A 14014-nucleotide genomic window follows, 5' to 3' on the forward strand; every position below is an offset into this window, starting at 1 on the left:
GCCTTGCCTCCGTGCTTTTCGGGCGGGCCGATCGGACCGGGAGTCTGGCCGGTCGGCAGGCGCGGGGGTGGGGTGGGGGCGCCTAAGGAGTGTCCCGTAACTACAGGGTCACGGGTGAGATGATCTTGATGTGGCTGGTGTGATCACGGCGTCAGAGCCGTCTTCGATACGTCCGTTCACCGGGCTGAGCCCGCGCTCCTTCGGCAAGTTGGTGACCGCGGTGCAGCGTGAGAGTTCAGCCGAACCACGGACCGGTCGTCCGTGGGGCCTGTCGCTTGAAGACCGTATTCTCCTGGTCGCGGCCTACTGGCGAACCAACTTGACCATGCGCCAACTGGCCCTGCTGTTCGGGGTTCGAAGTCGGCGGCCGACCGGATCATCGACCACATCGGCCCTCTGCTGGCCTTGCCGCCCCGACGCCGGTTCGCGAGGGGCACGGTGCTGATCGTGGACGGGACGTTGGTGCCCACCCGAGACCATGCGGTGGCCGAGCAGTCGAAGAACTACCGGTACTCCACCAATCACCAAGTCGTCATCGATGCCGACACCCGCCTGGTCGTTGTGGTCGGTCGGCCGCTGCCGGGCAACCGGAACGACTGCAAGGCGTGGGAGGAATCGGGGGCCAAGGCAGCGGTCGGCCGGACGACCGTGATAGCTGATGGCGGCTATCCAGGGGCCGGATTGATCAGGCCTCACCGCCGCACTCAGGGCGAGGAACTGCCCGGCTGGAAGCGGGAGCACAACCGCTCACACAAGCAGGTCCGTGCGCGAGTGGAGCACGTCTTTGCCCGGATGAAGACCTGGAAAATCCTCCGCGACTGCAGGCTCAAGGGCGACGGTGTCCACCACGCCGTGCGCGGCATCGCCCGGCTGCACAATCTCAACCTTGCTGGATAGGGCCATGGCCGAACTCAGGCAGGTCCCTCACCCGCGTCCGCCAGCGGGGTGCGGCGTATGCCGCGGCCACTGCGCGCCCACCTGTTCCACCACAGCGGCCCGGAACGCTTCCAAAAGGACGCACCCTGGATACGTCCCAAACGCTCCGTACTTCCAGCGGTAGTAGCACGACCAGTAGCTCACCACGCGCCGCTCCGTGCGGGCGAAGAAGGCCGGGTTCCGAGCGATGAACTCCCCGTAGAGGCGGCGCTGGGCCGAGGCTGGGATGGCGAGTCCTGGAAGACCCCGGCCGATCGCCTTGATGATCTCCAGCACGTATTCGCCGGCCAACTGCACCACGAATGGCACTACCCACGGCTCGCCCGACGCCACAATCTGCTCAAGGTGCCGCTGACGGACCTGGCCATCACTGTGCCGGGAGTACAGGCAGTGCAAAATTACCTGCTGAGTCCCGGCCAGGGGTGGCCGCTCCGAATCGGCGCTCGGCTCCTCGTTGTAGATGCGCGATGGGATGGCGACGGTCTCGCCCTGCACCTCGACCTCGAATGGCATCGTCGGTGCGAGCCTGGCCTCCGGCATGACCGCCAGGACGCTCTGCACGTCACCGGAAAGACGGGTCGGAAACGCTGCCTCCAGAGCATGGGCGACGTTCGACGGATCCCGAGGCAGCTGCACAGCAGGAGGATAGGCGCCGAACCGCTCGGTCTCGCAACCGCCCGCCTCAACGTTGCGGGACAGCCCTTAGCGTCGTTGCGAGTGGGCGGGGCGGAACGCCGCGCGGTGAGGAGGCGTGTGATGGGTCAGCGAGGGGCGACGGCAGACCTGGCCGGGGTCGGGGTGAGCACGGAGTTCGAGCCGGACGTCATGGAGGTGCTCGTCTCGACGGTGCGCCGTGCGGTGCGGAGCGCGGCGGTTCGCGTGGGGACGGACACCCTGCTCGGGGAGCTGGTGAGGGAGGACGCGCAGGCGGGCGCGGCGATCGCCCCGGGGATGCGCAGGTCCGGTGGGCTCAGTGGCTTCATCCAGGCCCGGGGCGGCCGGGGCTGGGTCAGCGAGGACGAGGCGCACGGCGGGCCGGGAGCGGAGGCCGACGAGGCCGAGGTCCACGCCGGAATCCGGCTCATCCTGGAGAACGCCGACGACATCGAGGTGGTCGCCGAGGCGGGCGACGGTCGGGAGGCCGCCGCGGCCTGTCGCGACCAGGACGTCGACGTCGCCCTGGTCGACGTCCAGATGCCGGTCCGGGACGGTATCGCCGCGGCCGAGGACATCTCCCGCCTCTCGCCCCGCACCTGCGTCGTGATGCTGACGGCCTTCGGGCAGCACGCGCACGTGACGCGGGCCCTGCTGGCCGGGGCGAGCGGCTTCCTCCTCAAGGACACCGGCCCCGCCGACCTGATCCGGGCCGTCCGGCTCGCCGCCAGGGGCGAGCCGGTGCTGGCCCCCCGGATCACCCGGCAACTGCTGGAGCGGCATGTGCGGTCCGGCCGGGACACCGAGGCCGCGCTGCGCCGCATCGACGAGCTGGCCCCGGCCGAACGCGACGTGCTGCGGCTGCTCGGCACCGGATTGTCCAACGAGGAGATCGCCGACCGGCTGTATCTGAGCGCCGGCACGGTCAAGGCGCACATCAGCCGCATCCTCACCCGCACCGGCTGCGCCAACCGCGTCCAGGCCGCCGTCCTCGCCCACGACGCCGGGCTCCTCGACGAGCGGTAGGACACGGCGCGTCCACCTGACGCCCGCTCACCTCGCGTCCCACCTGACGCCCGCTCACCTCCGGGCCCTCCGAATCCCGTTCACTTCGCGTCCGCGTAGCACTCCACCACCGCCGTCGTGAACGGGAACCGCACCGGCGTCGCCCCGAACGTCAGCCGTCCCGCCAGCTCCGCCGCGTCCCGGATCGCCGCGACGACGGTGTCGGCCTCCTCCTCGGGACAGTGCACGATCACCTCGTCGTGCTGGAAGAAGACCAGCTCGGCCGCCATGTCCGCGCAGGTTTGGCGCAGGGCGGCGAGCAGCAGCAGGGCCCAGTCGGCGGCGCTGCCCTGGACGACGAAGTTGCGGGCGAAGCGACCCCTCGCGCGGGCGTCGGAGGACGCGTAGCCCGGCACCCACTCCTGCGGACGCTCCCCGGAGCCGGAGACGTCGGAGGAATCGGTAGGACCGGAGGAACCGGAGCTGCCGGAAGGGTCGTCCTGCGGCAGGCCCGCTTCCTCCGTGCCGTCGGCCGCGCCGGCCGCGGGCGGGCAGGTGCGGCCCAGCCAGGTGCGCACGAGCCGTCCCTCCTCGCCCGCGCGGGCCGCGTCGTCGACGTATGCCACGGCCCTGGGGAAGCGGCGTCTGAGCGCGGCGAGGTTCTTCAGGCCGTCGCCGGAGGTCTGGCCGTAGACCGCGCCGAGCACCGCGAGCTTGGCCTGGGCGCGGTCGCCGGCGAAGGCGCGGTCGGAGACGGACTGGTAGAGGTCGCTCTCGCGGCCGGCCACCTCCATCAGACCGGGGTCGCGGGAGATCGCCGCCAGCACGCGCGGCTCCATCTGGTCGGCGTCGGCGACGACCAGCCGCCAGCCCGGGTCGGCGACGACGGCCCGCCGGATCACCTTGGGGATCTGGAGCCCGCCCCCGCCGTTGGTGACCCAGCGGCCGGTGACGGTGCCGCCGGCCAGGAACTCGGGGCGGAACCGCCCGTCGCGCACCCAGTCCTGGAGCCACGACCAGCCGTGGGCGACCCAGACGCGGTACAGCTTCTTGTACTCGATCAGCGGTTTCACCGCCGGGTGGTCCAGCGACTCCAGCTCCCAGCGGCGGGTGGAGCCGACCTTCACGCCCGCCTGTCGGAACGCCTTGACCACGTCCGCGGGCAGATCGGGCCGCACCCGGCGGCCGAACGCCGCCGACACCTCCTCCGCCAGCTCGGCCAGGCGGCGCGGTTCGCCCCCGCCCGCATACCGCTCGCCCAGCAGGTCGTGCAGGACCCGGCGGTGCACGTCGGCCCGCCAGGGCAGCCCCGCGCGGTTCATCTCGGCGGCCACCAGCATCCCCGCCGACTCGGCGGCCGTCAGCAGCCGCAGCCGGTCGGGGTGCGCCGAGCGGTCGTGACGGCGCTGCTGCTCGGCGTAGACGGCGAGCAGGTCGGACAGGGGGAGGCGGGCCGCCTCGGGTTCGAACAGCGGGGACTGCGCGCCCGGCTGGGCGGAGCGCTGCGGCGGGTCGGGTGGTACGGGGCCGCCGTGCAGCCGGGCCAGGGCGGCCGCGGCCGAGTGCGGCTCCCCGTACCGCCCCTCGTGACCGAGCAGGAGGGTCTCGGCGGCCTCCACGTCGTAGCACCGCTCCACCCGCACCCCCGCGGCGAGCAGGTGCGGCGCGATCTCGGCGGTGGACCGCCACACCCAGCGCGTGACGCCCGGCCTGGCCCGTACGGCCTCGGCGAGGTCGGGCTCCCGCCGCACCGGTCCGGCGGGCAGCCCGCCGGGGCCGAGGGCGGCGACCTCCACGCCACCGTCCTCGGCCACCGCGAGCGCCCACCTCTCGGCCATGTCGCGAGTGTCGCAGCCGGGTCTGACAACGTCCCCTTGCCGCCGCACTCGCGACGGCCGCCCGCGCCACGGCCCGCCCGCGCCACGGCCCGCCCGCGCCACGGCCCGCCCGCGCCACGGACACTCGCGACGGCCGGCCGCTCGCGACGACGACGGCCGGCCGCTCGCGACGACGACGGCCAGTCGCTCGCCACGGCGACGGCCAGTCGCTCGCCACGGCGACGGCCGGCCGCTCGCCACGACCATGGCCGGCCGCTTGCCACGGCGACGGCCTCAGTCCGCTTCGGACGCGGGTCCGGTCGTCCCCCCGGCCGCGTCGGTCTTCTCCTCCGTGATCTGGATGAACTGCGCCAGCGCGTCGACGACGTAGCCCTCGGCGGCCTCCTTGTCGAGGCCGAGCCCGCTGAGCACGCCCTCGCCGTGCTCGTGCTCCAGCAGGGCCAGCAGGATGTGCTCCGTGCCGATGTAGTTGTGACCCAGGCGCAGGGCCTCGCGGAAGGTGAGTTTGAGGACCTTCTTGGCCGCCGGGCCGTACGGCACCAGCTCCGGGACCTCCGCGGCGGCCGGCGGGAGTGCCGCGATCGCCGCCTCGCGGACCGCGTCCAGGGTTACGCCCTGGGCGGCGATCGCCTTGGCGGACAGGCTCTCGCGCTCGGTGATCAGGCCGAGGACGAGGTGTTCGGGCAGTCCCTCGGCGTTGCCGGCGGCCTTGGCCGCGTTGTGGGCGGCCATGACGGCGTTGCGCGCGCGGTTCGTGTAGCGGCTGAAGCCCTGGCTCGCGTCCAGGTCGGCCGACTCCTTGGGCACGAAGCGCTTCTGCGCCGCCTGCCGGGTGACGCCCATGCTCTTGCCGATGTCGGTCCAGGACGCGCCCGAACGCCGGGCCTGGTCCACGAAGTGGCCGATGAGGTGGTCGGCCACCTCTCCGAGGTGCTCGCCTGCGATGACGGCGTCCTGGAGCTGTTCCAGGGGCTCCGGGTGCACCTTCTTGATCGCGGTGATGAGCTCGTCGAGGCGTACGGATGACGTGATGCTCGGGTTCGTCGTCATGTGTCAACCGTAGGTTGCGCCCTCCCGGCTGTCAACCGATGGTTGACAGTCGGGGTCGGTAGTGGTCGGACGGGCTCCGCAGGATCCCCGTCGGCCCGACTCCGCGGAGTGGGACGGGCCCGGCGGTCGTGGCACCATCGCCGGGTGAGTACGCCCCGCACCGTCGACCGTGCCTTCGAGACCGCCCTGTACGACACCGCCGACGCCGCCCTCGACACCGCCGCCTCGCTGCTCGCGGCCGACCCGGCGGCGGACGCGGAACTGGCCCGGCGCGGCGAGGAGTTCGTGGCCACGGCCTGGCGGCGCGGCTGGCAGCCCGCCGACCTCGTACGGATCGTGCGACGCGACCTGGACGACGCGCACGTACGGCTGGTGGGCGCGCTGATCCGCGCCCAGGCGCCGCACGACCGTCCGCGCGGTCCCCGCTGGGCCGCGCAGCTCGACGACGTACCGGACGCGGACGACGTGGCGCCGCCGCCCCGCCCCGACCGCTTCTCGCACGCCACCGCCGTACTGGAGCTGTACCGCCTGCTGGTGCGGCTGCCCGGCCTGGAGCCGCTGGAGGCGGGGGAGGCGCCGCGTCGGGAGCGGGGGAACCGGCCGGAGGCCCGTGCCCTCGCCCGTATCCGCGCGCTGCTCGCCAAGGCGGAGGCGACCGGGTACCCGCAGGAGGCGGAGGCGCTGAGCGCGAAGGCGCAGGAACTGATGGCGCGGCACAGCGTGGACGAGGCGCTGCTGGCGGCGCACGCGCCCTCGCCCGACACCCCGGGCGCCTGCCGGATCGGGGTGGAGCCGCCCTACGAGCAGGCCAAGGCGGTGCTGCTGGACGCGGTGGCCGACGCCAACCACTGCCGGGCGGTGTGGAACGAGACCTTCGGCTTCTCCACCGTCGTCGGTTTCGAGGCCGACCTGGAGGTGGTGGAACTCCTCTACACCTCCCTGCTGGTGCAGGCGGAGGCCGCGATGACGAAGGCGGAGGCCGGACAGCGGTCCGGCGGGCGCAAGCGCACCAAGACCTTCCGGCAGTCGTTCCTCGCCGCCTACGCACACCGCGCGGGCACCAGGCTGCGGGCCGCGGCGGAGGCGGCCACGGGTGCGGCGGCGGACGAGGCGGCGGACGCGGACCTGCTGCCGGTACTCGCCTCCCGCGAGGTAGCGGTCACCGACCGCATGGAGCGCATGTTCCCGCAGACGACCACGACCCGTCTGCGCGGCGCCACGGACGCGGCCGGCTGGACGGAGGGCACCCGAGCGGCCGACGCGGCCCGGGTCGGCCGTCACCGGCCGCTGAAACGGGGCTGACCCGGAGACCAGCGCCGACCGTCCGGCCCCGACCGTCCGGCCCCCGCCTCCCTGCTCCCCGCTCCCGGCTCAGGAACCGATGCCGGTGGTCGGCAGGCCCGGCGGCAGGGAACCGCCCTCCGACCTGGTGTACGTCTCCTCGCCGAGGCCGCCCTCCCAGGCCACCGTGAGCGAGGTGGCGCCGACCGAGGTGACCTTGCCGGTCGCCCGGTCGTCGCTGCCGCCGGTGCCGCCGGTGCACTTGAGGCGGACCGTCCGGGTGCCGGAGGTGTCTTCGGCGGTACCGCTGCACACGGTCCCCCCGGTGGCGAACAGGGCGGCCTTGTCGCCGGTGACCATCAGGGCGACGGCCTGGCCGTCGTTGGTCGCCAGCCAACTGCCCTCCAGCTCGCCGGCGGCACCGGCGGACGGCGATCCGCCCGCGTCGCCGCCGGGGTCCGTGCTCGCGGACGCGCTGGGCGCCGCCGAGGACTTGTCGCCGCCGCCCGGGCCCCCGCCCGAACCGCCGCCCGAACCGCCGTCGGAGCCCCCGTCGTCGGTGCACGCGGTCAGGGCCAGTGCACCGGCCAGCCCGAGGCCGAGCAGCGCGGCCCGCACGGAGCGGCGCGCGCGAGGGCCCGGGACCCCACCGCGCGGGACCCCACCGCGCGGGACCCCACCGCGCGGGACCCCACCGCGCGGGCCGCCCTCACGCGGGCCGCCCTCACGCGGGACGCCCCCACGCGGGACGCCCCCACGCGGGACGGCGGCCGTACTCGCCGCCGTACCCGCCCCGTCCGCCATGCCTGCCGTACCCGCGGCCCGCGCTGCGCGCGCCGCGTTCTCCGTGCTCGCCCTGTTCTCCGCAGTCACCCACGTCACCGGAAGCTCCAAGCTGTAGCCGGACGGCCGATCGGCCCCGAACAGCCGCAAGCTACCAGGAGGACGTGCGCACCCCGGGAAGATGCCCGGCGTGCGCCTGCTCGCGCAGCTTCACCCGGGAGAGCCCGAAGGCCCGGAAGTATCCGCGCGGGCGCCCGTCGACCTGGTCGCGGTTGCGCACCCGGGTGGGACTCGCGTCGCGCGGCTGCCTGCGCAGTTCCCGCTGGGCCGCGAGCCGTTCGGCCTCCGTCGACGAGGGCCGGCGAAGGATCTCCTTCAGCTCGGCCCGCCGCGCGGCGTGGCGTGCGACGGTAGCCCGCCGCTGCTCGTTCTTCGCGATCTTGCTCTTCTTCGCCATCAGATCCTCACTCCCCGGGCACGGATGCGCGCCACGGCCGCCTCGACGCCGATCGAGTCGACCGTCCTGATCCCCTTCGTGCTCAGCCGCAGCCGCACGTGCCGGTTCTCGCTCGGCAACCAGTAGCGCCTGGTCTGGATGTTGGGGTCGAAGCGGCGCGAGGTGCGTCGGTGGGAGTGGGAGACGCGGTTGCCGAAACCGGGCCGGGCCCCGGTCAGCATGCAGTGGGCGGACACGGTGACGTACCTCTCCTCCGGGACCGGACGGACCCTAGGTGTTAATGGAATTCATTTTCAGTAAGATAGCAGCATGGCACGCAACGAACTCCGTCCGGTCATCAAGCTCCGGTCCACCGCCGGGACCGGCTACACCTACGTCACCCGCAAGAACCGCCGCAACGACCCGGACCGGCTGGTCCTGCGCAAGTACGACCCGGCGGCCGGCCGCCACGTCGACTTCCGAGAGGAGCGCTGAGCCGCCGTGCGCAAGGGAATCCACCCCGAGTACCGACCCGTCGTCTTCCGCGACCGGGCCGCGGACTACGCCTTCCTGACCCGCTCGACCATGACGAGCGAGCGCACCGTCGAGTGGGAGGACGGCCGCACCTACCCCGTCGTCGACGTCGAAATCTCCCACGTCAGCCACCCCTTCTACACCGGCACCGCCCGCGTCCTGGACACCGCCGGACGCGTGGAGCGCTTCGAGCGCCGGTACGGGAAGGGGGAGGGGGCATGAGCGGGCCGGGCCGCTTCCCCGAACCGCCGGTGGTGATCGTCGGCGGGCTGCACGCCGACGCGCGCGGGGCGGCCGTGGCCCGGCTGCTCGCGGACGTGCCCGGCAGCGTCGTCCTCCACCACGACCTGGCGACGGCCGCCGCGGGGACGGTCGTGCGGACGGTGCGGGACGCCACCGGCATCCTCGCCGCGGGCGAGGCGCCCCTGGTCAACGACTGCGCGTGCTGCGCGCTGCGCGAGGACCTCGTGCCCGAGCTGGTCCGGCTCGCCGAGGCCGGAGGCACCCCGCTGGCGGTCGTCGAGCTGTGGGACTCCGTCGAGCCCAAGGCGATGGCGGAGGTGGTGACGGCCGGCGGTTTCACCGTCGCCGGCGTGATCACTGCCGTCGACCCCGCCCTGGTGCTGCCCTACCTCGGCAACGGCGACGACCTTGCCGAGGGCGGCCTCGCCGCGGCGGCCACCGACCGGCGCACCGTCGCCGACACCTTCGCGCGGCAGCTGGAGTACGCCTCCGTCCTCGCCCTCGCCGAGTCCCTCCCCGGCTCGCCGGAGGCCGACGAGGAGGACCGCGAGCTGCTGGCCCAGCTGCACCCGACGGCCCGCCGGGTCCCGATCGGCCACGGGGACCCGGCGGGCGCGCCGTCCGCGGCCCCGGAGCTGGCGCGGGCCGCCCTCGCCGGGTTCGACGTGGAGGCCGCGGCGGCGGCCCAGCACCCGGCCTGCGCCCTGCTGCCCGCGGAGGCCGACGCGCACGGCGTCGCCACCCTGGTCTGGCACCGCCGCCGCCCCTTCCACCCGGAGCGGCTGTACGCGGCGCTGGAGGACCTGACCTGTGCCGCGGCCCGCAGCCGGGGGCGGTTCTGGCTCGCCGGGAAGGGCGACACACTGCTGCACTGGGACGCCGCGGGCGGTGCCCTGTGCGTGGAGAGCGCGGGACCCTGGCTCGCCTCGCTCCCCGACGCCGCCTGGGAACTGGTGCCGCCGGTGCGCCGCGCCGCCGCCGCGCTGGACTGGCACCCCGAGCACGGCGACCGCTGCCAGCACCTGGTCTTCACGTCCCCCGGCCTCGACCGCGACGGCCTGGAACGGCTGTTGGAGTCCTGCCTGCTGACCGACGCCGAGTACGCCGCGGGGCAGGCCGCCTGGGACCGGCTGCCGCTCGCCTTCGACCCGCTCCTGGAGGTCTGACCCCGTGCCCCGACCCCGCAAGGACGACCGCACGCCCGACCGGCGGCGCCCCAACCCGCTGGACCGGGCGGGGGTGACGTACGTCGACGGCAAGGACACCGAGCTGCTGCGCGCGTTCCTCTCCGACCGCGGCAGGATCCGCGGTCGCCGCGTCACCCGGGTGACGTCCCGGCAGCAGCGGCAGCCGGCCAGGGCGATCAGGAACGCACGCGAAATGGCGCTGCTGCCCTACGGCACGCGCTGACCCGTCCGCCGTATCTCTCGCACCGCCGACCACACCGGGGCCCGCTCCTCACGAGCGGGCCCCGGTGTGGTCGTATGTTGTTGCATATTCTTCGAATTCGGGGGCACATGGGGGAACGACTTCCCAAGCCCCGGCGTCGTAGAGGACAGGGCTCGGTAAAGCGGTCGTCAAAGCTGTAACCGCAGGAACACCGCGCGTGCACGTGCATTTGCTCATGCATCTGCACGTGAACGGGGTTATGATCCGGATCAGTTGACCACTGCATCAATGGCCACATCAGCCAGTGCACACCGGGGAGCGACCTGTGAACCACGACGTGTACGACGTGTACAACGGCATGGCCGCCACGCAGTTGCACGACGCGGCCTGGCAGAAGAGCCGGCGCAGCAACTCGCAGGGATCGTGCGTGGAGTTCGCGCGCCTGCCCGACGGCGCGGTGGCGGTGCGCAACTCCCGCTTCCCCGACGGTCCCGCGCTCGTCTACACGCGCGCCGAGATCGAGGCCATGCTGCTGGGTGTCAAGGACGGAGAGTTCGACCACCTGATCGCGAGCTGATCGCGAGCTGATCGCGAGCCGATGGCCGGCCGGTCGCGAGCCGATCCCGGCCGGACCGGCCCACCGGGTGCCGCCTAGAGGCGGAACAGCGCCCAGACCACCTTGCCGTTGAGCGTCCCGGCCAGCGGGTGCCAGCCCCAGCTGTCGCTGAAGGAGTCGACGAGGAACAGGCCCCGGCCGGACTCCGCCGAGAAGTCGTCGGTCTCGCGGGCCACCGGGCTCTCGTGGCTGGGATCGCGCACCGCGCACACCAGCCGCTCGGTCCAGCGCATCAGGTGCAGCCGCACGGGACCGAGTTGCTCGTCGTGGCGCGGGGTGTCGGCCGGCAGCGCGTGGCGCAGGGCGTTGGTGACGAGTTCCGAGACCACCAGGCAGACGTCGTCGAAGCGCTCGCCCGTGTCCCAGCCGTCGAGCGTCCTGCGGGTGAACCGCCGGGCCTCGCGGACCGCTTCGAAACGGGGCGGCAGGGCGCAGGAGGCGGCGTTGGACACGGCCGCGGGATCGAGTGGCGGAAGGCCCTGCCGTAACGGCTCGAGCATGGTCGATCCATTCGTCCCCATGCGAGGCACTCCCGGGAATTCGCGGTCGTAGCGATGCGGCGCGGTGGTGCGGGGACCATGGTTTCGGATGCGTACCTCAGATGCAAGGGCAGATGCACGTGCACGTGACCGAAATGGACCTGCCCGTACCGCTTGTTGGTTAATTTTTCCGTCATCTTCGCTTCCTCTTCACCCCTCCCCACGGCCGGTTCCGGCCTGCCGCGTGCGTGATCCTGCACGTTTCCTTTGGCTCGATTCCGTTTCCGTAACCGGACGAGTACTGCTCGAAGTGTTTTAGTGGCAGACTGCGGCCCCTGAAGACGGTTGGGGAGGCTGGCGAACGTGAGCGCGGGAGAGCCCGGATCGGTGGTGCGGCGCATGCTGCTCGGATCACAACTCAGGCGACTGCGTGAGACGCGGGGGATCACGCGCGAGGCCGCGGGCTACTCGATCCGCGCCTCCGAGTCGAAGATCAGCCGGATGGAGCTGGGCCGGGTGGGCTTCAAGACGAGGGACGTCGAGGACCTGCTCACGTTGTACGGCATCACGGACGAGCAGGAGCGCGCCTCCCTGCTCTCCCTCGCCAAGGAGGCCAACGTCGCGGGCTGGTGGCACAGTTACTCGGACGTGCTGCCCAGCTGGTTCCCCACCTACGTGGGTCTTGAGGGCGCCGCCTCGCTGATCCGGGCCTACGAGGTGCAGTTCGTGCACGGCCTGCTCCAGACCGAGGAGTACGCCCGCGCGGTCGTCCGGCGCGGCATGAAGGGCGCCGGAGAGGCGGACGTCGAACGGCGGGTGGCGCTGCGCCTGGAGCGGCAGAAGCACCTGGTCGCGGAGACCGCCCCCGAGTTCCACATCGTGCTCGACGAGGCCGCCCTGCGCCGCCCGTACGGCGACCGCGCGGTGATGCGCGGCCAGCTCCAGCACCTGATCGAGATCTCCGAACGCCCCAATGTGCGGCTTCAGGTCATGCCGTTCGGCTTCGGCGGGCACTCCGGCGAGAGTGGCGCGTTCACGCTCCTCAGCTTCCCCGAGTCCGACCTCTCGGACGTCGTCTACCTGGAGCAGCTCACCAGCGCGCTGTACCTGGACAAGCACGAGGACGTCACCCAGTACGAGAAGGCGCTGAAGGAACTCCAGCAGGACAGCCCGGGGCCGGACGAGAGCCGGGACCTTTTGCGGGGCCTCCTTCAACTCTCCTGAATCGTCGTTACGATGACGCCCAATCAGGCGGCTCGCGCGCGGCGGCTGCGGCAGTTGAGGGGATTGAGGGAACACATGTCGTCGTACTTCACCGACCTCGCCCAGCAGTACATCGACGGCGAGTGGCGTCCGGGCACCGGCTCCTGGGACATCATCGACTTCAACCCGTACGACAACGAGAAGCTCGCCTCGATCACGATAGCCACGGTCGACGAGGTCGACGCCGCCTACCGGGCCGCCGAGCGCGCGCAGAAGCAGTGGGCCGCGACGAACCCGTACGCGCGCCGCGCGGTGTTCGAGAAGGCGCTGCGCCTGGTGGAGGAGCGCGAGGCGGAGATCAGCGAGGCGATCGTCGCCGAGCTGGGCGGCACCCGCCTGAAGGCCGCCTTCGAGCTGCACCTCGCCAAGGAGTTCCTGCGCGAGGCGGTCCACCTGGCGCTGCGCCCCGAGGGCCGGATCATCCCCTCCCCGGTCGACGGCAAGGAAAACCGCGTCTACCGGGTGCCGGTCGGCGTCGTGGGCGTCATCAGCCCCTTCAACTTCCCCTTCCTGCTCTCCCTGAAGTCGGTCGCCCCGGCCCTCGCCCTGGGCAACGGCGTGGTCCTCAAGCCGCACCAGAACACACCGGTCGTCGGCGGCACCCTGGTCGCGAAGATCCTTCAGGACGCGGGACTGCCGGGCGGCCTGCTCAACGTCGTGGTCACCGACATAGCGGAGATCGGTGACGCCTTCCTGGAGCACCCGGTCCCGAAGGTCATCTCCTTCACCGGCTCCGACAAGGTCGGCCGCCACGTCGCCACGGTCTGCGCCTCGAACTTCAAGCGCTCGGTCCTGGAACTCGGCGGCAACAGCGCCCTGGTGGTGCTGGACGACGCCGACGTCGACTACGCGGTCGACGCCGCCGTCTTCAGCCGCTACGTCCACCAGGGCCAGGTCTGCATGGCCGCCAACCGCGTGCTGGTCGACCGCGAGGTGGCCGACGAGTTCACCGAGAAGTTCGTCGCCAAGGTGAGGACCCTCAAGGCCGGCGACCCCCGCGATCCTTCGACCGTCATCGGCCCCGTGATCAACTCCTCGCAGGCCGAGGCGATCACCGGCGTCGTCGAGCAGGCCCTCGCCGAGGGCGCCACCGCCCTGGTGCGCGGCCCGGTCACGGACAACCTGGTCGAGCCCTCGGTCCTGACCGGCCTGCCCGCCGACTCCGCGCTGCTCAGGCAGGAGGTCTTCGGCCCGGTCGTCTTCCTCGTCCCCTTCGACGGCGAGGAGGAGGCCGTACGCCTGGTCAACGACACGCCGTACGGGCTGAGCGGTGCCGTGCACACGGGAGACGTCGAGCGGGGCGTGGCGTTCGCCAAGCGGATCGACACCGGCATGTTCCACGTGAACGACGGGACCGTGCACGACGAGCCGATCGTGCCCTTCGGCGGCGAGAAGCACTCCGGCATCGGCCGTCTCAACGGCGACACCATGCTGGACGCCTTCACCACGCAGAAGTGGATCTCGGTGCAGCACGGGCGCAGCGGCTTCCCGTTCTGAGGGGCGCGGC

General features: G+C 72.4%; 16 protein-coding genes and 1 pseudogene. 10 read left to right on the forward strand and 7 right to left on the reverse strand.

Features of this window, described 5'->3' with window-relative positions:
* The first annotated feature begins 130 nt into the window (after positions 1–130).
* Positions 131–897, forward strand: a pseudogene (locus IE94_RS35650) (transposase).
* A gap of 27 nt (positions 898–924) precedes the next feature.
* Here the strand turns inward: IE94_RS35650 and IE94_RS35655 are convergent.
* On the reverse strand, positions 925–1572 hold the full coding sequence (locus IE94_RS35655; RefSeq protein ID WP_030184020.1) for a hypothetical protein: 648 nt from the start codon (positions 1570–1572) through the stop codon (positions 925–927).
* A 120-nt stretch (positions 1573–1692) separates the two neighbouring features.
* Between IE94_RS35655 and IE94_RS0115550 the strand changes: the two genes are divergently transcribed.
* Positions 1693–2616 (forward strand): response regulator, encoded by a 924-nt coding sequence (locus IE94_RS0115550; RefSeq protein ID WP_342450757.1) that lies wholly within the window; start codon positions 1693–1695, stop codon positions 2614–2616.
* 80 nt (positions 2617–2696) lie between these two features.
* Here IE94_RS0115550 and IE94_RS0115555 read toward each other — a convergent pair whose 3' ends face one another.
* Both IE94_RS0115555 and IE94_RS0115560 read right to left on the reverse strand, forming a co-directional pair.
* Positions 2697–4433 carry a bifunctional 3'-5' exonuclease/DNA polymerase gene (locus IE94_RS0115555; RefSeq protein WP_030184026.1) on the reverse strand — a complete coding sequence of 579 codons (1737 nt, stop codon included), beginning with the start codon at positions 4431–4433 and terminating at the stop codon, positions 2697–2699.
* Positions 4434–4706: 273 nt separating this feature from the next.
* Positions 4707–5483, reverse strand: a complete 777-nt coding sequence (locus IE94_RS0115560) for a Clp protease N-terminal domain-containing protein (protein WP_030184030.1) — start codon at positions 5481–5483, stop codon at positions 4707–4709.
* Between the two features lie 144 nt (positions 5484–5627).
* Between IE94_RS0115560 and IE94_RS0115565 the strand changes: the two genes are divergently transcribed.
* Positions 5628–6785 carry a DUF2786 domain-containing protein gene (locus IE94_RS0115565; protein ID WP_030184032.1) on the forward strand — a complete coding sequence of 386 codons (1158 nt, stop codon included), beginning with the start codon at positions 5628–5630 and terminating at the stop codon, positions 6783–6785.
* A 69-nt stretch (positions 6786–6854) separates the two neighbouring features.
* Here the strand turns inward: IE94_RS0115565 and IE94_RS40380 are convergent, their stop codons facing one another.
* The 3 genes from IE94_RS40380 to rpmB form a co-directional block, all read right to left on the reverse strand.
* Entirely contained in the window at positions 6855–7382 is a 528-nt protein-coding gene (locus tag IE94_RS40380; RefSeq protein ID WP_030184035.1) for a hypothetical protein, read from the reverse strand.
* A gap of 316 nt (positions 7383–7698) precedes the next feature.
* On the reverse strand, positions 7699–8004 hold the full coding sequence (gene rpsN / locus IE94_RS0115575; RefSeq protein ID WP_030184037.1) for a 30S ribosomal protein S14: 306 nt from the start codon (positions 8002–8004) through the stop codon (positions 7699–7701).
* The gene (gene rpmB, locus IE94_RS0115580; RefSeq protein WP_030184039.1) at positions 8004–8240 is read right to left on the reverse strand and encodes a 50S ribosomal protein L28; all 237 of its coding nucleotides are present in this window, start codon (positions 8238–8240) and stop codon (positions 8004–8006) included. Before rpmB ends, rpsN begins: the two co-directional genes overlap by 1 nt.
* A gap of 73 nt (positions 8241–8313) precedes the next feature.
* On the opposite strand from rpmB, the gene rpmG reads away from it, so the two are divergent.
* The 5 genes from rpmG (at position 8314) to IE94_RS0115605 (ending at position 10726) form a co-directional block, all read left to right on the forward strand.
* Positions 8314–8478: a 50S ribosomal protein L33 gene (gene rpmG / locus IE94_RS0115585; RefSeq protein WP_003975405.1), complete on the forward strand. Its 165-nt coding sequence runs from the start codon at positions 8314–8316 to the stop codon at positions 8476–8478.
* Between the two features lie 6 nt (positions 8479–8484).
* Positions 8485–8739 (forward strand): type B 50S ribosomal protein L31, encoded by a 255-nt coding sequence (locus IE94_RS0115590; protein WP_030184041.1) that lies wholly within the window; start codon positions 8485–8487, stop codon positions 8737–8739.
* Positions 8736–9926, forward strand: a complete 1191-nt coding sequence (locus tag IE94_RS0115595; RefSeq protein ID WP_030184043.1) for a CobW family GTP-binding protein — start codon at positions 8736–8738, stop codon at positions 9924–9926. The genes IE94_RS0115590 and IE94_RS0115595 overlap by 4 nt, the downstream gene beginning before the upstream one ends.
* A gap of 4 nt (positions 9927–9930) precedes the next feature.
* Complete coding sequence (gene rpsR, locus IE94_RS0115600; RefSeq protein WP_030184045.1) at positions 9931–10170, forward strand: 30S ribosomal protein S18; 240 nt, start codon at positions 9931–9933, stop codon at positions 10168–10170.
* Positions 10171–10507: 337 nt separating this feature from the next.
* Entirely contained in the window at positions 10508–10726 is a 219-nt protein-coding gene (locus tag IE94_RS0115605) for a DUF397 domain-containing protein (protein WP_167308010.1), read from the forward strand.
* Positions 10727–10800: 74 nt separating this feature from the next.
* Here the strand turns inward: IE94_RS0115605 and IE94_RS0115610 are convergent, their stop codons facing one another.
* Positions 10801–11265, reverse strand: coding sequence for an ATP-binding protein (locus tag IE94_RS0115610; RefSeq protein ID WP_030184050.1), 465 nt, complete (start codon positions 11263–11265; stop codon positions 10801–10803).
* Between the two features lie 378 nt (positions 11266–11643).
* On the opposite strand from IE94_RS0115610, the gene IE94_RS0115615 reads away from it, so the two are divergent.
* Positions 11644–12468 (forward strand): helix-turn-helix domain-containing protein, encoded by an 825-nt coding sequence (locus IE94_RS0115615; protein WP_051777527.1) that lies wholly within the window; start codon positions 11644–11646, stop codon positions 12466–12468.
* A 75-nt stretch (positions 12469–12543) separates the two neighbouring features.
* On the forward strand, positions 12544–14004 hold the full coding sequence (locus IE94_RS0115620) for an aldehyde dehydrogenase family protein (RefSeq protein WP_030184055.1): 1461 nt from the start codon (positions 12544–12546) through the stop codon (positions 14002–14004).
* Positions 14005–14014 lie beyond the last annotated feature (10 nt).

The sequence above is a fragment of the Streptomyces violaceorubidus genome (assembly GCF_000717995.1).
Taxonomy (GTDB): domain Bacteria; phylum Actinomycetota; class Actinomycetes; order Streptomycetales; family Streptomycetaceae; genus Streptomyces; species Streptomyces violaceorubidus.